General features: G+C 53.9%; 20 protein-coding genes. 8 read left to right on the forward strand and 12 right to left on the reverse strand.

Features of this window, described 5'->3' with window-relative positions; translation table 11 throughout:
* Positions 1 to 5: 5 nt before the first annotated feature.
* The 5 genes from EDC52_RS10715 to EDC52_RS10730 form a co-directional block, all read right to left on the reverse strand.
* The gene (locus tag EDC52_RS10715; RefSeq protein ID WP_131865320.1) at positions 6 to 1,004 is read right to left on the reverse strand and encodes a LacI family DNA-binding transcriptional regulator; all 999 of its coding nucleotides are present in this window, start codon (positions 1,002 to 1,004) and stop codon (positions 6 to 8) included.
* 161 nt (positions 1,005 to 1,165) lie between these two features.
* Positions 1,166 to 1,291 (reverse strand): hypothetical protein, encoded by a 126-nt coding sequence (locus EDC52_RS20255; RefSeq protein ID WP_268990350.1) that lies wholly within the window; start codon positions 1,289 to 1,291, stop codon positions 1,166 to 1,168.
* 52 nt (positions 1,292 to 1,343) lie between these two features.
* Positions 1,344 to 2,390, reverse strand: coding sequence for an L-idonate 5-dehydrogenase (gene idnD, locus EDC52_RS10720; RefSeq protein WP_131865321.1), 1,047 nt, complete (start codon positions 2,388 to 2,390; stop codon positions 1,344 to 1,346).
* The gene (locus EDC52_RS10725) at positions 2,387 to 3,754 is read right to left on the reverse strand and encodes an MFS transporter (protein WP_131865322.1); all 1,368 of its coding nucleotides are present in this window, start codon (positions 3,752 to 3,754) and stop codon (positions 2,387 to 2,389) included. The genes idnD and EDC52_RS10725 overlap by 4 nt, the downstream gene beginning before the upstream one ends.
* Before the next feature lie 104 nt (positions 3,755 to 3,858).
* Entirely contained in the window at positions 3,859 to 4,626 is a 768-nt protein-coding gene (locus EDC52_RS10730) for an SDR family oxidoreductase (RefSeq protein ID WP_131865323.1), read from the reverse strand.
* Positions 4,627 to 4,984: 358 nt separating this feature from the next.
* On the opposite strand from EDC52_RS10730, the gene EDC52_RS10735 reads away from it, so the two are divergent.
* Complete coding sequence (locus EDC52_RS10735) at positions 4,985 to 6,238, forward strand: enolase C-terminal domain-like protein (protein ID WP_131865324.1); 1,254 nt, start codon at positions 4,985 to 4,987, stop codon at positions 6,236 to 6,238.
* 94 nt (positions 6,239 to 6,332) lie between these two features.
* On the opposite strand, the gene EDC52_RS10740 is transcribed toward EDC52_RS10735, so the two are convergent.
* On the reverse strand, positions 6,333 to 7,058 hold the full coding sequence (locus EDC52_RS10740) for a FadR/GntR family transcriptional regulator (protein ID WP_131865325.1): 726 nt from the start codon (positions 7,056 to 7,058) through the stop codon (positions 6,333 to 6,335).
* Positions 7,059 to 7,153: 95 nt separating this feature from the next.
* Entirely contained in the window at positions 7,154 to 7,741 is a 588-nt protein-coding gene (locus EDC52_RS10745; RefSeq protein WP_131865326.1) for an NUDIX domain-containing protein, read from the reverse strand.
* Positions 7,742 to 7,824: 83 nt separating this feature from the next.
* Between EDC52_RS10745 and EDC52_RS10750 the strand changes: the two genes are divergently transcribed.
* The 3 genes from EDC52_RS10750 to EDC52_RS10760 all read left to right on the forward strand — a co-directional run bounded on the left by EDC52_RS10750 (position 7,825) and on the right by EDC52_RS10760 (position 10,878).
* Positions 7,825 to 8,574 (forward strand): DeoR/GlpR family DNA-binding transcription regulator, encoded by a 750-nt coding sequence (locus tag EDC52_RS10750; RefSeq protein ID WP_131865506.1) that lies wholly within the window; start codon positions 7,825 to 7,827, stop codon positions 8,572 to 8,574.
* A gap of 405 nt (positions 8,575 to 8,979) precedes the next feature.
* A complete protein-coding gene (locus EDC52_RS10755; protein ID WP_165911697.1) occupies positions 8,980 to 10,383 on the forward strand; it encodes an aminotransferase-like domain-containing protein in 1,404 nt (467 codons plus the stop codon).
* Between the two features lie 33 nt (positions 10,384 to 10,416).
* A complete protein-coding gene (locus EDC52_RS10760) occupies positions 10,417 to 10,878 on the forward strand; it encodes a YlaC family protein (protein WP_131865328.1) in 462 nt (153 codons plus the stop codon).
* 111 nt (positions 10,879 to 10,989) lie between these two features.
* Here EDC52_RS10760 and punC read toward each other — a convergent pair whose 3' ends face one another.
* The gene (gene punC / locus EDC52_RS10765; RefSeq protein ID WP_131865329.1) at positions 10,990 to 12,216 is read right to left on the reverse strand and encodes a purine nucleoside transporter PunC; all 1,227 of its coding nucleotides are present in this window, start codon (positions 12,214 to 12,216) and stop codon (positions 10,990 to 10,992) included.
* Between the two features lie 116 nt (positions 12,217 to 12,332).
* On the opposite strand from punC, the gene punR reads away from it, so the two are divergent.
* On the forward strand, positions 12,333 to 13,244 hold the full coding sequence (gene punR, locus EDC52_RS10770; protein WP_131865330.1) for a DNA-binding transcriptional activator PunR: 912 nt from the start codon (positions 12,333 to 12,335) through the stop codon (positions 13,242 to 13,244).
* Between the two features lie 105 nt (positions 13,245 to 13,349).
* Here the strand turns inward: punR and EDC52_RS10775 are convergent, their stop codons facing one another.
* Complete coding sequence (locus tag EDC52_RS10775) at positions 13,350 to 13,610, reverse strand: hypothetical protein (protein WP_131865331.1); 261 nt, start codon at positions 13,608 to 13,610, stop codon at positions 13,350 to 13,352.
* A gap of 41 nt (positions 13,611 to 13,651) precedes the next feature.
* Between EDC52_RS10775 and EDC52_RS10780 the strand changes: the two genes are divergently transcribed.
* The gene (locus EDC52_RS10780; protein WP_131865332.1) at positions 13,652 to 14,311 is read left to right on the forward strand and encodes a hypothetical protein; all 660 of its coding nucleotides are present in this window, start codon (positions 13,652 to 13,654) and stop codon (positions 14,309 to 14,311) included.
* Between the two features lie 129 nt (positions 14,312 to 14,440).
* Here EDC52_RS10780 and EDC52_RS10785 read toward each other — a convergent pair whose 3' ends face one another.
* The 3 genes from EDC52_RS10785 to EDC52_RS10795 form a co-directional block, all read right to left on the reverse strand.
* Positions 14,441 to 15,448 carry an NAD-dependent epimerase/dehydratase family protein gene (locus tag EDC52_RS10785; RefSeq protein ID WP_131865333.1) on the reverse strand — a complete coding sequence of 336 codons (1,008 nt, stop codon included), beginning with the start codon at positions 15,446 to 15,448 and terminating at the stop codon, positions 14,441 to 14,443.
* A 171-nt stretch (positions 15,449 to 15,619) separates the two neighbouring features.
* Positions 15,620 to 16,591, reverse strand: coding sequence for a LacI family DNA-binding transcriptional regulator (locus EDC52_RS10790; protein ID WP_131865334.1), 972 nt, complete (start codon positions 16,589 to 16,591; stop codon positions 15,620 to 15,622).
* Positions 16,592 to 16,620: 29 nt separating this feature from the next.
* Complete coding sequence (locus tag EDC52_RS10795; RefSeq protein WP_131865335.1) at positions 16,621 to 17,535, reverse strand: ROK family protein; 915 nt, start codon at positions 17,533 to 17,535, stop codon at positions 16,621 to 16,623.
* A 280-nt stretch (positions 17,536 to 17,815) separates the two neighbouring features.
* Here EDC52_RS10795 and EDC52_RS10800 point away from each other — a divergent pair, with 280 nt between their 5' ends.
* Both EDC52_RS10800 and EDC52_RS10805 read left to right on the forward strand, forming a co-directional pair.
* Positions 17,816 to 19,162, forward strand: a complete 1,347-nt coding sequence (locus EDC52_RS10800) for an FAD-dependent oxidoreductase (protein WP_131865336.1) — start codon at positions 17,816 to 17,818, stop codon at positions 19,160 to 19,162.
* Between the two features lie 9 nt (positions 19,163 to 19,171).
* Positions 19,172 to 20,467 (forward strand): Na+/H+ antiporter NhaC family protein, encoded by a 1,296-nt coding sequence (locus EDC52_RS10805; RefSeq protein ID WP_131865337.1) that lies wholly within the window; start codon positions 19,172 to 19,174, stop codon positions 20,465 to 20,467.
* Positions 20,468 to 20,499 lie beyond the last annotated feature (32 nt).

The raw sequence follows: 20,499 nt of genomic DNA on the forward strand, positions 1-20,499 counted from the left end.
GGTCATTAGAACCGTGCCCGGGCGATGCTTTCGCCCTGGCGCAGCGTAAAATCAAGGCGGCGCGAGGATATAACCGCGCCTGCAATCAAACCCAGCACGCTTTCCATCGCCACCTGCCCCAGTTCCTGCTGTGGCTGGACCACCGAGCTTAGGGACGGGCACAGCATTTCGCCCAGGGCAATGCCGTCAAAACCCATCACCGATATCTGTTCGGGCACGCGATATCCCTGGCGCTGCAGGCAACCGATAGCGCTCAGCGCCAGCAGATCGTTAGAGCAGATAAGCGCCGTGAGCTTTTGTTCCGGACCAAGCCAGGGAAGCAGCAGGCGGGTATCTGCCCTGGTATGGTGGGCCATTTCAATCAGCGGCAAGGGCGACATTCCGGCGTTGGTCATCGCCTGGCAATAGCCCTGATAGCGCAATCGAGCGCGATCGGACTGCTGCACCGGTCCGGCAATCATGCCGATATGCCGGTGACCAAGATCCAGCAACCGGCCGGTGGCCTGATACATTGCCTGGTGGTTATCCACGCTGACGGTGATGAAGTGGGGGGCGGCAGCCGGGTTATGCACCAGCACCACCGGCAGCGGTTCTCGCTCCAGCAGCGCCAGACAGGCGCTTTGCTGCGCATCCGCCACCGTCAGCACCAGGCCATCCACCCGCTGGCGCAGCATGTTTTCCATGACGGCGGACTCGCGCTCGGCGTCATAGTCGGTGGTGGCGACCATCAGCGAATAACCGCCGGCCCGCGCCACTTGCTCCATGGCCTGCAGCTGTTCGCTGAATAACGGATTGCACAAGGTGGGCAGCATCACGCCGATAATACGTGTTGACTGGGTACGTAACTGACGCGCCACATAGTTGGGACGAAATCCGACTGCCTCGGAGGCGGCATAGACTTTGTCGCGGGTGGCCTCACGCACCTTTTCCGGCTCGGAAAAGGCACGGGCGGCGGTAGCGCGCGATACACCCGCCAATCGGGCGACAGTTAATAAATCGGTCATATGCGGTCTCGTTAGCAGCAATGAGATCGATCTCATTGGCGAGTCATAGTGCACAGGGTTGATGACAGATTAATGTCAGCTTGATGACGGTGAGATGACGCTGAACATCGATGTGCGCGGAAGGGATCGCCAGCGTGTAGGCACATTCGGTACCAACTCAGCTATATTTCGAGGATATTGCGCGCAGGTGGGAAATTGAGTGATTTTGCACTGCCCATTATTTCGGCATAGCGACCGATAGTGATGGGCGACAGATAATCGGGATCCGTATTGGTCGCGGCGTTCATCGCCCAGCGGCCTTTGTTACAGCCCGCGGTTTGCGGGCCTGTCGTTTACCCCTCAGAACCTGATTTGTATTTTGGATGAAAGGGTTTTATCAGCCGCTATCTTCAGCGCATCTTCGATGCTGTCAGGCGGATATTCAGCGGTTAATAACGGCAGTGGATCTATACGCCCGTCCTGTAGCCACTGTACCGCGGTGGCAAATTCGTCGATAAAGCGGAACGATCCCGCCCAGCGGATTTCTTTGACCAGCATCGGCATCACCGGATATTCCACGCTGGCCACGCCCATACCAACCTGTACTACCGTGCCGCCGGGGCAGGTCAGCGCTACGGTTGAGGCGATGGCGGCTGGGCTACCGGAAGCTTCAAATACCACATCAAAGTAACCGCGGTTTTCCTGATAGGGGGTGGCGCTGCCTCCAGTCATTGGGTTAAAGACAGCATCAGCGCCCATTGTTCGGGCCAGCTCTAGGCAGCGTTCACTGACGTCCGACGCTGCAAGCTCGGCTGCACCGGCGCTGCGAGCCGCTGCCAGGATAAGACAGCCAATGGGACCGGCGCCGATGACCAGCACTTTTTTGCCCACCAGCGTGCCGGCGACATTGACCGCATGGATGGCGACCGCCAGTGGCTCGGCGAACGCAATTGCTTTTGAATCGGCCTGGTCTTCATAAGGAAAACACTGATGCTCAGTTGCGGCCACGTATTCAGAAAACCCGCCGTTAACGTGGGGAAAGAACTGAGCGCTGCCCATAAATCGCATGCTGGAGCAGAGATTTTGTCTGCCTGTCAGGCAATAATCGCAATGATTACAGGGTTGGGAAGGGTTAACCGCAACCCGCTGACCGGGGCGTAGGGCTGAACCCGCAGGTGCTTTACAAATGATGCCGACAAACTCATGACCGACCACCATTGGCTGCTTGAGTATCGACATCCCGGCACGGCCGTGCTGATAGTAATGGATGTCAGAGCCGCAGATGCCGCCACGCTCAACGTTAATCAGCACATCATTATCACCGTATTCCACGTCATGGGTCTCAACGCGGACATCTTTTTCACCGTAGGCAAAGCAGGCCTGGCAACTTATTGTATTCTTGCTCATGGTTTTTCCTCGATGTTATGCCGTTTCGCCGCTTTGGGCGACGGTGAAGCGTGTTCCGCGTTTGAGGGCACGATGACTTCAATCTTGCCGACCAGGAAGGTATAGGCCAGCAGACCGAGAAAGGCCACGGCGGCGATGTACCACATGGCGTAGCTGAAATTATCAGTGCGTTGCAAAATGACGCCGATAACGATAGGACTGATAATACCGGACAGATTGCCGCAGATATTCAGACATCCCCCCATGGTGCCCAGGAAGTTCCGCGGTATCACGTCACTCCACACCACCCATCCCAAATTGGAAAAGGCGTTGGCAAAGAAGGCTACAGACATAATTGTTATCGCAATCAGCGGTCGGTCTTCAAAGAAGTTAACCAGGCAGATAATCATCGTCAGGCATAAGCCGGACATGACCGGCAGCTTGCGGGAAAAGGTGCGGGATTTACCTTTTTTCAGCAACATATCGCTCAGTGTTCCGCCACATAATACGCCCGCCATTGCCATCAGGTAAGGGAATGACGCGCCCAGCCCGGCTTTAGCGATCGGCAGGTTTAGCCCTTTCTCCAGATAGACAATAAACCAGGTCAGGAAGAAATAGAGGGTAGATGAACAGGCGAATTGGGCGATAAATAGCCCCCAGACGGTGCGGTGCTTAAGGAAAAAGGCAATATCGCGCCAGCGTACTTTTGTACTGACGCAGGCCTGATTTTTTGAGCCATAGCCGCCGCCTTGGCGAATAAAATCGAGTTCCTGCTGATTGGTTCTGGTGCTGTGCTGCGGGTCGCGATAGGCAAACAGCCAGTAAATGCCAAAGAGAATACCCACACCGCCGGACAGGTAAAACGACATTTCCCAGCCATATTCCGCAACGATATATGACAATGCCGGCGTCAGCAGCGCCAGGCCGATATATTGGGCACTGGCATAGATGGCGGTGGCTCGTGCCCGTTCATGATCAGGAAACCAACTGGCGATGATTTTGGTATTGGACGGAAATGAGGGCGCTTCGGCAATGCCAATCAACGCCCGACAGGCCAGCAGCATCAAAAACGATGCTGATGCGGTAGCGAAAAGATGATGGGAAGCAAAACCCATCAGGAAGGTAAATACACTCCACAGAATGATGGCGCTGCCGTATAGGATCCGTGAGCCAATCCGGTCCAGTACATAGCCGACCGGGATCTGGCTGGCGGCATAGAACCAGGTAAACATTGAGAATAATAGTCCAAGTTGCGTGGCGCTAAGATTGAACTCGGACTGAATAGTGCTGCCGGCGACAGACAAGTTAGCCCTGTCCATATAATTTATCGCCGTGACGATAAACAGCAGCGTCAGAATAAAAAATCGCGATTTTGTTGCTTTCATTGAAGGGTCCTGGTCAGTGTTTTTGTTTTCATTCAGGGTGCAGGAAGCCGCCACGGCAGCAATGTGTCGTGGTTAAAGAGACGAGGCTGAAAAATTCGTTACGGTTAAAGCACGGCCAGCCACCCGCCATCGACATAGATGATTTGGCCGTTGACATAGTCAGAGGCGCTGGATGCGAGATATATCGCTGTACCTATCAATTCTTCTGGCCTGCCCCAGCGCTTGGAGGGATTACTCGCCTTGACCCAGGCATCAAACGACTGATTTTCAATCAGGGCGGCATTCATATCGGTCAAGATGTAACCGGGGCCGATAGCATTGCTTTGAATATTAAACTCAGCCCATTCTGCGGCCATTGAGCATGTCAGCATTTTGATGCCGCCTTTCGCGGCAGTGTAGGGCGCGACGGTGGCGCGCGCCGCCTGACTGGTCAGGGAACCGATATTGATAATCTTGCCGCCTTTTCCCCGGGCTATCATGCGTCTGGCGGCGGCACGTGCAACAATAAAGGCGCTGGTCAGATTGGTATCCAGCACCCGTTGCCACTGCCCAAGCTCCAGGTCGACCAGCGGTTTACGATACTGAATACCGGCGTTATTGATAACAATATCAACCGCAATCTGCTCCTGGTCGAGTTGAGTGAACATGGCCTCAATTGACGGTTCATGGGTAACGTCGAAAGTAAAACCTCTCGCCTTATAGCCCTGTGAAAGCAATTTATCTACCGCCGCCTGCACCGTAAGCGCTTGGGTGCCGTTGACAATAACGCTGGCACCGGCTGCCGCGAGCCCTTCAGCGTAAGAGAAACCTAATCCTCGGGAGGATCCGGTAATAAACGCTGTTTTTCCCGTTAAATCGAACAGAGCAGACATAGCTACCTCATACTTGGATTTCAAGAGGATGATGGTGGGCGGTTATACCCATCATGTCATACCAAGCGTCAACACAGCTTAACATGTATGACATCATTCATATTTAAGTTGCGTTAAGCCTTAATTGAAATCAATGTGTTTAAGCGGTTTTTGAAACAGTGATCACAAAAGAAAATTAAAGCTGCCGGTGGATGAAAGTATTTATCGTTTCATAACAACCTGTTAGAGGTTCGTTATTTTTATGGTATTTGATGCGGTGCACAAAAATTAGTATTGCCGCTTTTACCGGCAAGGCAGCAGTGCTATAAATTCATCTATCTTGTAGGACAACAGACGTATGGAAGATAAAGGGGTTCACGTGAGTCATTTGAAAATCACCGGGGTAAAAACCATCCTGACCGCGCCAGGAGGCATTGATCTGGCGGTGGTGAAAGTAGAAACCAATCAGCCAGGGCTATATGGCCTAGGATGTGCCACCTTTACTCAGCGTATTCATGGCGTAAAAACCGTCATTGATGAGTATATGTCCCCTTTCCTGGTGGGCAAAGATCCGTCGCGGATTGAGGATATCTGGCAATCGGCCAGCGTTAGCGGTTATTGGCGCAGCGGTCCGATTATGAATAATGCCCTGTCCGGCGTGGATATGGCGCTGTGGGATATCAAAGGCAAAGTAGCGGGACTGCCGGTGTATGAACTGCTGGGCGGACGGTGCCGTGATGGCATTCCCCTTTATTGCCATACCGATGGCGGCGATGAATTTGAGGTAGAAGACGCTATTCGGGCGCGGATGGAGGAGGGCTTCCAGCATGTGCGATGCCAGATGGGCATGTACGGCGGGGCCGGTACAGATGATTTGAAGCTTATCGCCACCCAACTGGCCCGCGCAAAAAATATTTTGCCTAAACGTTCACCCCGAGTGAGTACACCGGGCATCTATTTTGACCCGGAAGCGTATGCCAAAAGCGTTCCGCGCCTGTTTGAGCATCTGCGCAATAAACTGGGCTTCGGTATCGAATTCATTCACGACGTACATGAACGCGTCACACCAATTGCTGCGGTACAGCTGGCCAAAAACCTTGAGCAATACCAGCTGTTTTATTTGGAAGACCCGGTAGCGCCAGAAAATATCGACTGGCTGAAAATGCTGCGCCAGCAAAGCTCAACCCCCATCTCAATGGGCGAACTGTTTACCAATATCAATGACTGGCGGCCGTTGATTACTCACAACCTTATTGATTATATTCGCTGTCACGTCAGCACAATCGGTGGTATCACGCCGGCAAAAAAACTGGCAACGCTGAGCGAAATCCACGGTGTGCGCACCGCCTGGCATGGCCCCGGCGATATTTCTCCGGTTGGCGTAGCTGCTAACATGCATCTGGATCTGAGCGTGACTAATTTTGGTATCCAGGAATACACCCCAATGAATGATGCGCTAAGGGATGTTTTTTCCGGCTGTCCTGAGATAGACCGGGGATATGCGTATTTGAGCGACAGGCCAGGGCTTGGCATCGATATCGATGAAGTCAAAGCGGCGCAGTATCCCTGTATTGGCGGCATACCTTCGTGGACGATGGCACGTACGCCGGATGGCACAGCGTCTAAACCGTGAGAAGTTGAAGGCGCTGGTGACAGCGCCCCCTCAATTCAGGCTGCAGCACGTTTGATCGAGACTAATACACCCTTAATCTTCGCCCTGTGCTGCATTAACCTGTCTCGTCAGCGTCCGCCCGTGCCTGCTTGTATTTCTCAATAGCGGTGACGTTCTCTCCCATCGCTTCATTCAACACCGCCATGGCGGTGGAAGAGTCGCGGTTTTTGATCGCCATAAAAACTTTGATGTGTGCTTCAACACTTTCCAGAGTAATACCGAGGGCACGGTTAAGCTCTTCCAGGTAGTAATAATAGGTGTTTTTGATGGAATTCATGACGTTAAAGAACACCTTGTTTTGCGAGGCTTTGGCGATCGCCAGGTGAAACTCAAAGTCAGCCTGAGAATACTTTTTATAATCGTCTTTGTTGACCAGCATGCGATTAAGCGCCTGTTCGAGAGCGCAGATGTCTTCAGGGGTCGCATTGAGTACCGCAAGCTCCATGCATTTGAATTCCACCGTTTGGCGAAACACCATCATGTCGTGAAACTCCTCGCGACTTAGGTGCATGATCGGCTGCTGCTCGTTAAACAGGCTCTGAGGATTGAGCTGTCTGGCAACGAAACTGCCCTTGCCCTGTTGAGTAACCACCACGCCTAAATCGCGCAGACGCTGAACAGCGCTGCGGATGCTGACTCGGCTGACATTGAAGGTGGTCGTTAGCTCAGCCTCAGACGGCAGCTTGCTGCCCGGGGGCCAACTGCCATCCAACAGCTTCTCCTTTATCTGATCGTAAACGGCGTTAACCACGTTATGTTTCTGGATTGATTTAAGGCTCATGGCAACCATCGGTAAGTTGTCCTACAACATGCCAGTGATATAGCATGGTCCGCCGGTAGTGTGAAGCGGAATGGCTTAATTTTGCGGGTCATTCATCACTGCAAAATTGAATTTAACGCCAGATGCTGGATCAGCATGATGGTTTTCGCATCCATGATTTCGCCTGTTCTTACCGCATGCAGCGCTTTTGTAAACGGCCACTCCAGCACTTCGATATCCTCACCTTCTTCGGCCAAACCTCCGCCGACGCCGCGACGATTGTTATCCGAATATTCGCCAATAAAAAAATACAGTTTTTCAGTGACCGAACCCGGGCTCATATAGGCTTCAAACACTTTATCAATTTGCGTTATACGAAAGCCGGTTTCCTCTTCCGCTTCAGCCATTATGCGTTCCTCTGGCGAGCTTTGGTCTAATAAACCGGCTGCGGCCTCAATAAGAAATCCACAGTGATCGTTTAAGTAGATGGGCAGGCGAAACTGCCGGGTCAGGACCACGGTATTCTTGTTTTTATTGTACAAAAGGATAACCGCACCATGGCCGCGATCGTAGGCCTCCCGGCTTTGATGCTGCCAACTGCCGTCCTGGCGCAAAAAATCGAAGGTATATTTTTTAAGCGTATACCAATTATCAGACAGCAGTTCTTCCCTGACATGACGAATGCGTTGATGCTCTCTTTTCATTTTTCACTTCCGGCAGTGGTGACAAGACGCAACTTATCATGCAGAATCGTGCAATATCAAGAAAAAACATGCGAGATGAAAATATGCTGGCCAGCCAGAGAAAACAGCTTATTCTGGGCATCCTTGCCAAGGAAAAACAGGTTCAGTCCACTGAATTGAGCCAGCGGTTCGCCATATCTGAAGACTCTATTCGCAGGGATTTAAGAGAATTGGCGGCTGAAGGGTTATTGCAACGAGTACACGGCGGGGCTTTGCCGGTATCAGCCGCCATCGCCCCGCTGGCGGCAAGAAAAAGCGTGCAGATAAACAGCAAGCGGCGAATTGCAAAGAAGGCGGTGCAGTTGATTCAGCCCGGCCAGGTGATCATTATCGACGGAGGCACGACCACCGCCGAAATGCTAAAGCTGTTACCTGAAGATCTTTCCTGTACCGTTGTCACCCACAGTCCCGGTATAGCCGTCGGCCTTATCGATTATCCAGCGATTGAGGTTATCCTTATCGGCGGGAAATTGTTCAAGCATTCTATGGTCACCATGGGGGCCTCAATGATCGAATCCATTGCACGCATCAATGCAGATATCTTCTTTATGGGCGTAACCGGTGTTCATAGAAAGGCCGGACTCACCACCGGCAACTATGAAGAGGCCAGCGTGAAAAGAGCGATCTGCGAACGGGCAGCGGAAACAGTCGTTATGGCTTCACAGGAAAAGCTGAATTCAGCCTCACCTTTTGTTATTGGTGACCTGACGTTGGCCAGCACCTTGGTCATTGAAGATGTCATTGATACTGACCTTGCTGATTATCTAAAGAGTAAGCATATTGCGGTGCTTTAACGGTGACTGCAGTGTCCGCCACGAGGCACACTGCATCCGTCAAACCTCAAACCGTCATCAGGCCAATCAGCTAACTACCCATTCTTTCTGCCAGTCAGTCACCCAGTCAATCAGTCAATCAGTCAGCCAGCTAATCAAACAATCAGCCTGCCAAATCACTGAATAGTGAATGAGTAAATTGACATTTGAATAAATCAACTTTCAATCAGATTATCAATCAATCAGTAGATTTGATTGGTTAATAAAATCGATAAAACTCAAGAATTTAAATTGTGAAGTTGTTTTGAATATAATTCTATATTTCGAGATTTTTTGTTCTTTAAACAGTTTGGTGCTATGTTATGTGCATTGATAAGCCTTCTTATCTTTGCTCGAGCCGATTATGGCCGTCTGAGGCAATCTGGTATGACAAACGAAAAACTTTATCATCAGTGGGCCAGAAAATTACGTATTAAAAAAGATAAAGCGCCCTATCTGATGATTGCCGACTTTATTGCTGAAAGCGTTGGCAATGGCCGGCTTAAAGCCAAAGATCGCCTGCCCACGGTGCGCCAGCTATCGTCGATCCTGGAACTCAATTACGCGACGGTGGCTAAAGGCTATGCCCAGGCCAAAGAATCTGGACTGATTGATTCGCGTCCCGGCAGCGGAAGTTTTATCAAGGAGAAAAAGGCTGCAGGCAACTTTAGTCATGATGCCCAATACAATTTGCAGATGAACGCCCCGGTGCCGATTGAGTCGGTCGAACTTATCCAAAAAATGAAGCAGAGCGCTGCGGTTATAGTAGAAGACCAGAATATCCTGAGCATTCTTCGCTACCAGAATGTGCTGGGCAGCGAAGCTGTGCGTGAGGCCGGCGCTCAGTGGATTAAAAAGAGAATCGACGGCGTAGCGGCCAACAAGATAATCCCCTGCGCCGGTATTCACAGCGCGCTGGTGGCATTATTTAGTCTGTTCGGTAAAAGCGGTGAAATCTGCACGCCGACATTTTTTTATCCCGGCATTAAAGCCATATCACAGCAGCTGAATATCAGTGTCTTTTCCGTAGACAGTGATGATGACGGGCCGCTGCCTGAGTCATTTGATAACGCCTGTAAAAAGCGCAAGGTCAGCGCAATCTATCTTAATCCGACCATCAATAATCCTACTACCGTCACGATGCCGCTGGAGCGGCGGATCGCGCTGGCCGACATTGCCCGCAAGCACGGCGTATCGATTATTGAAGACGATGCCTATGGCATGCTCCCCACCAACGCCATTGCCTCTTGCTATGAAATCCTGCCGGAAATGACCTGGTATATCACCGGCATGTCGAAGTGTTTTGCCCCCGGACTCAGAATGGCCTGGATCCATGCCCCTTCAGTGCTGGAGCTTAACGCTGTCGCCGCGTCCATGAGGGCACTGACGCTGATGCCCAATCCCCTGACCAATGCGTTGGTGGCGCAGTGGATAGCGGACGGCGTCGCCGATAGGGCATTGGTGGAAATGCGCCGTGAAGCCGGCATCAGGCAAGATCTTGCCCGCCAAGTGCTGGCCGGCAAGCACTTTACGTCAGACAGCGCAGGCTTTCATTTATGGCTTGAGTTACCTGCAGACGCCGGTGTTCATTCACTGGAAGTGGCGGCCAAGCTACAGAGCCTGGGCGTTAGCGCCATCTCATCCTATGAATTCAGCTTTGGCAATCCAACGGTCAATGCCATACGTCTTTGTCTAGGCGGCGATCATCAAAGAGAAGAATGCGCCATGATGCTGAAGTCAGCGTTAAAAGTCATCGAAAACCCAACCTGGTATTCATCGGTCACCATATAACCATAAGGTTTAACCCTATTCGCGAGCCTTGTTATGAACACTGTTACAAAAATAGTCAATGATGAGCTGGACTACCTGAATACCACTGAGCACAGGAGCCACAGAATCAGGCTCGATGCTTCGTTTATCAGGGAGAAAAAAGCGTTATATGCCCTGATGTGTATTTTATTCGCTTTGACCATCGGGCTGCTGAGCTATTCATCGATATTCAGCCGAATTGACCTGTATATTTGTATTGTTATCTTTGTGCTGTTGAATGGCTTTTTCATTTTTAATATCAAACCTCCTTATAAATTGACCGACGTTAATCGTACGTTGCTGATGATTTGTTATACCGGCGAATGGTATCGGGAAGTGCCGGTCAGACAGGAGTGTATTGATAGAGTACTCTCTTCCGGCGATGTCACTACTGCTCAGAAAGAGGAATTACTGCGCCTTATGAAGCGCAAGGAAGCAATATATTTCGAGGATTTGATCGACCTGGAAAAGATATAAAGTCGTTTCAACATTACCTGTTTTTAGCCTGCAAACCCTCGCGGAAAGATTAACATGTCAGGGAAACCTCGTTTCTAGGGCAGGGCCAGCGTATGGGCCTGCCCGATCTCGTCAGTTTTTGATCGAGCCGAAGGGACGTTCTGATGATGGCTTCCCCGATTCATCGGTCTTATCTTCAGCTGTCCGGCGTTGGTACTGCAGCCCATAACCGATGACTACCAGCACCACCGTCATCAGCATGATGGTGGTTGTGGTCAGTAGTGGCCTGGCAATCAACCAGGAGACCGCCATGCTGGCGATAAAGCACAGGCCGAGCTGCAGGGTGTTTTGCAGCGCCGCAGCCTTGCCGCTGGCATTGGGAAACGGCAGCAGCGCATTGGAAACCACGATCGGATAAATAGCACCATTGGCCATCGCCATGCCGCAGAAAGGAATCAGTAATACTCCTAACGTCACTTGGCCCGACAACGCAATGACAAACAGCGAGATGATACTGATGGCAAAGCCGAGCAGTAGCCAAGGCAGAAATTTTTCCCCTTTTATGCGTTCAAGCAATGAACGGCAGCCAAAACCGCCCAGTAAAAATGCCAAAGTCTGTGGCACATAACTTAAGCCGATGTCGCCCGGCGACAACCCCAGATCGGCCAGAATAAAAGGTGAACCGGTGAGCCAGGCAAAAAAACTGGCGGAGCAGGCAGCGTATATCATCACATTGCCGCTGTAAGTGCGGGATGCTAACAGTCTTAGGAAACTGACTGTTTGCTGATTTGCCGCTGTCGGTTTAACGGCGGTGGACTTTAACCGCAGCGTCGGTAGCAACAGCAGCAGGGTCACTATCAGCAGGGTAACAAAAATCGAGCGCCAGCTGTAATGGTTCAGCAGCCAGGCGCCGAGCAAGGGGGCCAGCGCTGGAGAAAGCGCGACCAGCGGCATGATGGTGGCAAACACCCGCTTGGCCTCGGCACCGCGGTAGCGGTCGACTACCAGCACCTGCCAGCTTACGGCGCACGAACAGACGCCGACCGCCTGCACAAAGCGCAATACCAGCAGCCAGGCGGCATTCTCAACCCACAGCATGCCCAAACAACCGCAGGCGAACAAACTTAAACCGATAACCAGTACCGGCCGACGGCCGATACGGTCAGAAAGCGGCCCCCAAAGCAACTGGGCAATAGCAAAGCCGGCCAGGAAAATACTGAGACTGGCACTGATGGCGCCGGGTTGGGTGTGCAGATCCTGCTGCATGGCGCCAAACGCCGGCAGGTACATATCGGTGGCCAGAAAGCCCAGCATGCTGAGCACCGCCAGGTAAACCATAAATCCTTTTGCTTTAATCATCGAACAACTCTTTTATTATGCAGGTGACTTTATCGGCGCAGAGTGTAATCGCGTGCGCTGCCGGCTGTGAAACGTTAATATTTGCTCATTGGTGCGAAAAATTTTGCAGGCAGAATATGTGGTCTGAACATTCCCTTGAAGTGATTGATGCGGTTGCCCGTACCGGCAGTTTTACTGCTGCTGCGGCTGAGCTGCACCGCGTGCCTTCTGCAGTGAGCTATACAGTGCGTCAGCTGGAAGAATGGCTTGAAATCAAGCTATTTGAACGCCGCCATCGAGATGTGGTATTAACCGAAGCCGGGAAGGTTTTTATCCGCGAGGGGCGGACTGTAATCAAAAAAATGCTGGCCACGCGCCGCCAGTGCCAGCAGGTGGCCAACGGCTGGCGCGGACAGTTGAGTATTGCCGTCGATGTGATCGTCAAACCCCAACGCACCCGTCAGTTAGTGGTGGATTTTTATCGCCATTTTCCGGATATGGAACTGCTGGTATCCCATGAAGTATTCAATGGAGTCTGGGATGCGCTGGTGGACGGCCGGGTCGATGTGGCGATAGGCGCAACCCAGGCGATACCGGTCGGCGGCCGCTTTGGTTTTCGCGATATGGGCGCGCTGAACTGGCGTTGCGTGGTCAGGGCCAATCATCCGCTGGCCCAGCAGCAGGGCGCGATAAGCGATGACATCATCCGCCAATGGCCATCGCTGGCGCTGGAGGATACCTCCCGCAGCTTGCCCAGGCGTATCACCTGGACACTGGATAACCAGCGCCGGCTGGTGGCGCCTGACTGGCAATCGGCAGTGGATTGCCTGTTGGCAGGGTTATGTGTCGGCATGGTGCCTGGCCACTTGGCCGCGCCGATGCTAGCGGACGGGCAACTGGTGGAACTAAGGCTGCCGGCCGAATTCCCCGCCAGTCCCTGCTGTGTCAGCTGGGCGGAGCAGAGCGCCTCACCGGCCCTCGGCTGGCTGCTGGACTATCTGGGCAATGCACAGACGATGAACCAGGAGTGGTTAAAGGAAAGCAAATAAGCGCCTGCTGCTACTGCTACTGCTACTGCTACTGCTGCCGCTGCCGCTGCCGCATCCGGAATTCCGCCAGATGGATAACCTTCGCCCCTCGAGGGATCAGATTTTCTATGGCCTTGGGATCGCCAAGATCGGCGCAGAACAAGTGAAATCGGCACATTTTTCGCCATTTTCCGGTGTGGTGCAGGCAAGGATATCACGCACGATAGCCCGGTCATCACCCTGGCGCTGATGCTGGAACTGCTGGCGATGGGGGTATTTTTCGCTGCCGCGGGGCCGATGTGGTTGGTCGCGGCACGTATCCTGCATGGGCTGGCTACCGGACTGGCGGCGGCGGCGGTCGGCGCGGCGCTGCTGGACCTGCATCATGACCGCGGAGCGTTAATCAACAGATCGCGCCGATGGTCGGCATGGCGCTGGGGGCACTCGGTACCAGCGTACTACTGCGCTTCGCGCCTGCGCCCTTGCAGCTAGTTTATGTCCTGCTGCTGGCGGTCACGCCAATAAACATCGCCATCTGGATGCTGGGCGGTTTTTATCTTTCGCTGATGCCGTCGCTGATAGCCAAAGTCATTCCCTCCTCATCGGTTTGGATGGGGGGGATGGCGGTAGGCCTGCTCACGCTAAGCGGAGCGGCGGCAATAATGATGGCTCGGCGACGCTCAGAATTCACCGCTCTGGTGGCGGGGGCCAGTATGCTGGCGCTTGGGGTACTGGTCATTTTACTGGGCGCCTGGTTCAGCGTGGCGACAATGATGCTGGCCGGATCGGCCATTGCGGGCTTCGGTTTCGGCGCGGGTTTCCTTGGCGCATTGCGTAGCGTTATGACATTGGCGGCACCCACTGAACGGGCCGGTCTGATGGCGGCATGTTATATCGAATGCTACCTGGCCAACAGTTTGCCGGCAATCGCCGCCGGCTATGTGGTCCAGCATGCCGGGTTACTGGCGACTGCCGCGCTTTATGGCGGTATTATCGCCCTGTTATCGTTGCTGTCGATTATCCTGGCGCGGGTAAACCGCAGACGCCAACGGGCGCGCCAGCTCGCTTCACGTACTGCAGGCCTCTGATGCGGTCAGATGTCTGGGTTGACGTAACTCGGGGCCAGCAAAGACGCATTCAGCACCCTTAAGCCCGTCAAGCCGGCCCCACCGCATTGCCGCCGTGGCCGGGGCCATTGGATTCGGACTGGCTGCCGGTCAAATCACATCCAGCGTCATGATCCGGCCGCCAGCCTTTGCCAGCCGGGCAAAATAGGTCGCCGATGCAAGCAGCTGGCAAGGGTAATACAGGCCCGGGGCAGGGGCCGGCTGGTTGTCAAGTCCAACCAGTCGTTCGATCACCAAAGCAACGCCCAGCGCGGTGAGCGGCATCTGCCCCTGCGGATGAAGAATAGCGTGGCGGGTACGCAGTGGCTGGCCGGCGTGGTCTTCACCGGCGAGTTCGATAATGATTTCGGTCGACATTTGCTCGCCCCAGCGTCTGGTCGAGGTGACGCCGACGCCCAGGTTGAACTGCACATTCGGCGCACCGGTCGCCATAGCCAGGCCCATGATATCAAACGGAGAAAGAGCAACAGCCTCGATGTTGGTCCCGTCTATCGCGTGAAACTGCGCTCTGGCCTGCTCGCCAAGTCGCCAGAAAAAAGCGCCATCCTTGCGGGTGAGTGCGGCCGGCAGGATTTCGCCCAGGCGATGCATATCGATTTCCGCCGCCGGGCCGCCGGTATCCTGCTCGTCAAGCAGCGCGCTGAGGGTGATATCGTCCAGCCGACTGAACGCTTTAGCGAATTCAAGCGTTGATACTGTCACCGCGCCCACCAGCCATTCGGCGCCGAGCACTACCGCGGAGGCGTTCGGCCGGTGCATATAGGCGGACACTTCAGGGGCAATTTCCGCCGCGCCGGAGGAAATGCTTATTTGCGGCACGCCGTGCGATTGGGCAAAGCGCAGGGTAGCCAATGTGTCGTCTTTGACAAACACGGCAACCGCGCTAACCTGCTGTTCGCCAAGGCCCAGATCCGCCGCAGCCAGATTCAGCGTTACGCCTTCGGCATTGCCTACTTCGGCAGCGACGGCCTGGGCTTTGGTCAAATCGCGGCCGCCGATCAATAAGGGGATATCAGGATGGGCAGCACGAAGATGATGGGCTGTATGGCGGCCCACAATACCAGAGCCGCCAACCAGGAGAACAGGAGCAAGTGACATTGCGATACCTCATGATTTACCTAAGAGTAACTTACAATCGGTAGGTTACCATTGGTAGCTTAGCAATGACAGGACTTTAAGTTACTAAAAGTAGGTTTAGGCGGAGGCGGCCGTAACTCTTGCAATGCTTATCCGGGGCGATATTAACCAGAACGGGATTGACGCGTCAGCTTAACTTGCACGTACCACCAGTTTGACCGGTAGCAGATAATTACCCTCCTGTTTTTCATCCAGCAGTAATTTAAGCGCTTCGCGGCCCAATAGCTGTTTATCGACCGCAATTGTCGTCAACGGCGGCAGTGACCAGGCGGCGGATTCAATATCATCAAACCCGACCACCGCAATGTCCTGCGGCACCCGCAGACCCCGTTGGGCGCATACCCGCAATACCACCATGGCGGCGGCATCATTATAGGCAAAAATCGCATCCGGCGGTTCGGGCAGATTCAGCAGTTCATCAATCGCCTCCGACAGCGACCGTTCGGTGTCCAGCAACGGCGGGGCGATCGCTTCATACTCCGGCGGCATCAGCAGGCGGGCTTCGTATAATGCCTGACGATAGCCTTTTTCTCGCTGGCGGATACTGTAATGAGCAAGCGTACTGGCCAGGAAGGCAATACGCGTGCGTCCCTGGTCGATCAGATGCCGAGTGGCCAGGTAGCCGCCCTGAGTGTTATCCGGATTGACGCAGGGCAGGCCAGGCGCCCACAAATCCACCAATACCAAGGGTAGCTTCATCTGCGCGAGCAGGGCCAGTAATTCAGGTTCAAAAAAACCGGCGCAGATAAGGGCGTCGGGCTGGTGCAGCATCACCTGTTCTGAGACGGCGTCTCCAGGGCCGATCGACAGGAAACTCAGGGCGATACCCTGTTCCCGGCAGAGATTTTCTATGCCCAGCAGTAGCTGGGAATAGAACGGCAACGCCCGGCTGATATTATGCTGGCGGTGCAGCAGGAACAGCACGCGCTTAAGCTTATCGCTGCGCAGTCTGGAAAAGTCGTATCCCTGTTGCTCGGCCACCGAAATGATACGTAACCTGGTCTCTTCCCGCAGTCCAGGCTGGCCTTTAAGCGCGCGGGAAACCGCACCCAACGACACGCCGCAGGCTTCGGCAATGTCTCTGATTCTTACCGGTTTAGTCATTCATCTCTCATTAGTGGCGCAGCATTGCGCTAGGCGTTGGTCAGGGAATGCTGGGCGCCCATCCAGGCTGCACCACGCACGCCGCTGCTGTCTCCATGGCGGGCCTGGACTATCGGCGTGCGGCACTGCTGGCCGAAAACATAGTGCGCCACCCGCTCCTGGAGCCCTGCATACAACAGTTCGATATTCGACACACCGCCGCCTAAAACGATAATGTCGGGATCCAACGTATTGATAATGCTCGCCAAGGCGCGCGCCAGCTGATCCCGGTACAGATCCCAAAGCCGGCAGACCTCTGCATTGGCGCTCGAGAGCTGGCGGATTATCTGCTGCACAGTAGCATGTTTAGTAAATCTTTGAAAATACTGCCTCTCCAAGCCGCGGCCCGAGATATAGCTTTCGATGCAGTTGACCTGACCGCAGTAGCACTCGACCGCTGCGCCATCGCGTTCAGCGTGATAGCGGGGCAGCGCGTTATGGCCCCACTCCCCTGCACAGGCGTTGGGGCCGGACACCAGCCGATTATCGATACACAACCCGCCACCGCAGCCGGTACCCAGAATAACGCCGAATACCACGCTATGGTCCTTACCGCTGCCATCCATCGCTTCAGATAGCGTAAAACAGTTGGCATCGTTGGTGACAGTTACCGGGATCTTCAGCCGTTGCGCCAGCTCGCCGGCAAACGGCTGCTGATTGAGCACGATGATATTGGAATTCTTGACCTTGCCTTCATGGTCTATCGCGCCTGGAATACCCAGTCCAACCGACAGCGGTTGTCCGGCGCGGTGCTGCGCACCGGTGATTATCCGGGCAACCGTCTGAAAGAAATCGTGGTAACTGTGGGTCGGCGTGGCATATCGCTCGCGATACACGACCTCACCCTCATCATTGAGGATCACCGCTTCGATTTTAGTACCGCCAATATCAAGACCCAACCTCATGATGTCAATCTCTATAGCGTTCCGGTAAGCCATACATAATAGCCTACTTTTTTTTGTTTACTATACAAAGAGAGCGGAGTCACATTTTGCCTAATAAATGCCTTTCTTGGCGAATAAATCGCGGTGAAGGGGCGTTTTTTAAAAGGTGATCACAAATATTTATCAGTGTTTAATAAAAATATAGACGTTGTTCACATTCACTGGAATTCGGCCTATACATCCGGCCGATTGATCGCCAATATTCCCTTCCGATTCCCCTTGTTTACTAAAAGGTAAAGTAATGGAACGATTTGATGTCGTTATCGTCGGTGGCGGGTTTTCCGGCAGCATCGCAGCGATAGCCGCAGCGAGAAACCAGGCCAAAACATTAATCATCGAGGCCACCGCCTGCCTTGGCGGCTCACTGACCACCAATGGCGTGAATCCCATGATGACGTTCCACGCCGGCGAAAAACAGGTGATACGCGGTATAACCGACGAACTGATTACCCGCCTGAAAAAAATGGGTAAGTCGCCCGGACATGTACCCGATCCCGGTCACTTTACCTCCACCTATACTCCTTTCGACGCCGAAGCGATGAAGCATGAACTTGAACTTATGCTGCTGGAGGCGGGCGGAACGGTGCTTTATCACGCCGTGCTGGCAGATGTTAAGCTCAACGCCGCCAAGATAGATAGCATTACCGTCTGCACCAAGTCGGGTTTGATAGACATTGCCGGCAAGGTATTTATCGACGCCAGTGGCGATGCAATGCTGGCTGCAAAATCAGCTATCCCGGTGGCGAAAGGGCGAGAATCGGATGGCAAATCCCAGCCGATGACCATGACCATGAAAATGATCAACATCGATCGTGAGAAGCTGCGCAGTTACATGCTGGCTAATATCGATAAGCTTAATAATGACTATCACGCCGAAGACGTGCGAACCGCCCCCCGATTGGCCTGCCATGGTTTTATCGAGGAATTCGCCGCGGCCAAAGCGGCGGGTGAAATAACCATTCCCCGGGAAGATCTGCTTATTTTCGAAACCAGCAATCCGGGGGAATTTGTCTTTAACACCAGCCGCATTCTTGACCATGATGCCACCGATCCCTGGAGTCTGAGTCATGCCGAGTTCGTCGGCCGCCAGCAGTGCCGGGAACTGGAAATTTTTGTCAAACGCGTTGTTCCCGGCTTTGAAAACGCCATCGTGGTGTCGACCGGACCTTCGGTGGGCGTACGCAGTTCTCATCAGATCAAAGGATGCTACCTGCTCACCGCCGAAGATCTACTGAGCCAGACCCGATTTGACGACACCATTGCCGTTTCAGGTTACCCGATTGACATCCATAGCCCGGACGGTGAAGGCACCGAGCATGGCAAACTGCAGTACGGCGGCATGTACGGTATTCCCTGGCGTACGCTTATCGCCAGGGAATCGGACAATGTCATTGTTATCGGACGCTGCATTTCAGCGACTTTCGAAGCCCAGGCCGCCATACGCACCACGCCGACCGTCGGGGCGATTGGTCAGGCCGGGGGGATAGCAGCGGCGCTTGCGGCACGAAAGGGACTTACCGTTCATCAACTGCCCGTGGGTGAAATACAGGACGCCATTCGTCAGCAACAGGGTTATCTCGACTTCTGAGGAATACATATGGACTGGCTACATATCAGCAGGATCTGCGCGATCCTGTTTATCTTTCTGCTGTTTTCCGGGCTGATGATGGCCCGTAAAATGCCGGCCATCCTGGCATTGCCGGTCATGGCCGTTCTGATGCCGCTGGTGGCGGGCGTTCCGGTGTTCAGCGCAGACAAAGGCACTTTCACCATAGCCGACAACGTGCTGACCCAGGGTTCACTGCGTCTGGGCGCCACCATTGTGGCGCTGATATTTGGCGCGTGGTTTGGTGAAGTGCTGAAAAAAGTGGGCGTCACCGAAGCGCTGGTGCGTAAAGCCGCCGAACTCTCAGGCGATAAACCGCTGACCATGGCGATCGTGTTTTTTATCATCGGCACGGTGATCTTCTCCTCCAGCGATGGCTTAGGCATGGTTATCCTGGTGGGCAGCATCGTTATTCCGATTTTGCTTACTGCCGGACTTTCCCCGCTGACCAGCTGTATCGTACTGCTGGCCTGCCATGCGCTCGGCAGTCTGTTTGCCGTCAGCGGCTGGGCGCTGATGCATGATCTTTACGGTATTCCGATCGCCGATATGGCGCGCTATGCCATGCTATTCGCCATTCCGGCGGCGATAGTCTACCTGGCGATGGTAATCTGGCTGGTCAAACGTGATGTCATTGTCCGCAAAGCCTGGTCGATGCCGGTAGCCGACAAACGGCACAAACGTAAACAGGTTAACGCCATTGCGCTGATTTCACCGCTGGTGCCGGTGGTCATTATCTTCCTGTTCCGGATCGACGTAGTGCCGGCCATCACTCTGAGCCTGATTATCTGCCTGTTGCTGGCGCTGCCTAAACGGCCGACTCATATCCTGGTGAGCAGCCTGGTGGAAGGCATCCAGAATGTCGCCGGTGCGATTGGCCTGATGGTCGGGATTGGTATTTTGCTCAATGCTGTCACCGCGCCGCAGGTTACCCTGGTGCTGAAGCCGTTGATCGAGTCGATCATCCCGACCTCGCCACTGGCCTATATCCTGTTCTTTTCGCTGCTCAGTCCGCTGGCGCTGTACCGAGGCCCGCTTAACAGCTACGGCCTGGGCAGCGGACTGGGGGTGCTGATGCTGGGCGGTGGGCTGTCGCCGCTCGCTACTATGCTGGCGCTGCGGTCGGCATCATTGGTGCAGGGATTATCGGACCCGACCAATACCCATAACGTCTGGTCATCCGATTTCGCCAAGGTGGATGTCAATGAAATCCTGCGCAAAACCCTGCCATGGGCGATGGTGGCGGTGCTTATTTCGATGGTGATGGCAGGCTATATCGCCTTTTAACGCAGCGCCCCGCTGTGCGGGGCGTTAGTGAG

The sequence above is a fragment of the Biostraticola tofi genome (genome assembly GCF_004343195.1).
GTDB classification, from domain to species: Bacteria; Pseudomonadota; Gammaproteobacteria; order Enterobacterales; family Enterobacteriaceae; genus Biostraticola; species Biostraticola tofi.

Bases quoted from the DNA above. Each gene is read 5' to 3' on its own strand.
- EDC52_RS10715 (WP_131865320.1), bottom strand. From the start codon at position 1,004: ATGACCGATTTATTAACTGTCGCCCGATTGGCGGGTGTATCGCGCGCT.
- EDC52_RS20255 (WP_268990350.1), bottom strand. From the start codon at position 1,291: ATGAACGCCGCGACCAATACGGATCCCGATTATCTGTCGCCCATCACT.
- idnD (WP_131865321.1), bottom strand. From the start codon at position 2,390: ATGAGCAAGAATACAATAAGTTGCCAGGCCTGCTTTGCCTACGGTGAA.
- EDC52_RS10725 (WP_131865322.1), bottom strand. From the start codon at position 3,754: ATGAAAGCAACAAAATCGCGATTTTTTATTCTGACGCTGCTGTTTATC.
- EDC52_RS10730 (WP_131865323.1), bottom strand. From the start codon at position 4,626: ATGTCTGCTCTGTTCGATTTAACGGGAAAAACAGCGTTTATTACCGGA.
- EDC52_RS10740 (WP_131865325.1), bottom strand. From the start codon at position 7,058: ATGAGCCTTAAATCAATCCAGAAACATAACGTGGTTAACGCCGTTTAC.
- EDC52_RS10745 (WP_131865326.1), bottom strand. From the start codon at position 7,741: ATGAAAAGAGAGCATCAACGCATTCGTCATGTCAGGGAAGAACTGCTG.
- EDC52_RS10750 (WP_131865506.1), top strand. From the start codon at position 7,825: ATGCTGGCCAGCCAGAGAAAACAGCTTATTCTGGGCATCCTTGCCAAG.
- EDC52_RS10755 (WP_165911697.1), top strand. From the start codon at position 8,980: ATGACAAACGAAAAACTTTATCATCAGTGGGCCAGAAAATTACGTATT.
- EDC52_RS10760 (WP_131865328.1), top strand. From the start codon at position 10,417: ATGAACACTGTTACAAAAATAGTCAATGATGAGCTGGACTACCTGAAT.
- punC (WP_131865329.1), bottom strand. From the start codon at position 12,216: ATGATTAAAGCAAAAGGATTTATGGTTTACCTGGCGGTGCTCAGCATG.
- punR (WP_131865330.1), top strand. From the start codon at position 12,333: ATGTGGTCTGAACATTCCCTTGAAGTGATTGATGCGGTTGCCCGTACC.
- EDC52_RS10775 (WP_131865331.1), bottom strand. From the start codon at position 13,610: ATGATGCAGGTCCAGCAGCGCCGCGCCGACCGCCGCCGCCGCCAGTCC.
- EDC52_RS10780 (WP_131865332.1), top strand. From the start codon at position 13,652: ATGGCGCTGGGGGCACTCGGTACCAGCGTACTACTGCGCTTCGCGCCT.
- EDC52_RS10785 (WP_131865333.1), bottom strand. From the start codon at position 15,448: ATGTCACTTGCTCCTGTTCTCCTGGTTGGCGGCTCTGGTATTGTGGGC.
- EDC52_RS10790 (WP_131865334.1), bottom strand. From the start codon at position 16,591: ATGACTAAACCGGTAAGAATCAGAGACATTGCCGAAGCCTGCGGCGTG.
- EDC52_RS10795 (WP_131865335.1), bottom strand. From the start codon at position 17,535: ATGAGGTTGGGTCTTGATATTGGCGGTACTAAAATCGAAGCGGTGATC.
- EDC52_RS10800 (WP_131865336.1), top strand. From the start codon at position 17,816: ATGGAACGATTTGATGTCGTTATCGTCGGTGGCGGGTTTTCCGGCAGC.
- EDC52_RS10805 (WP_131865337.1), top strand. From the start codon at position 19,172: ATGGACTGGCTACATATCAGCAGGATCTGCGCGATCCTGTTTATCTTT.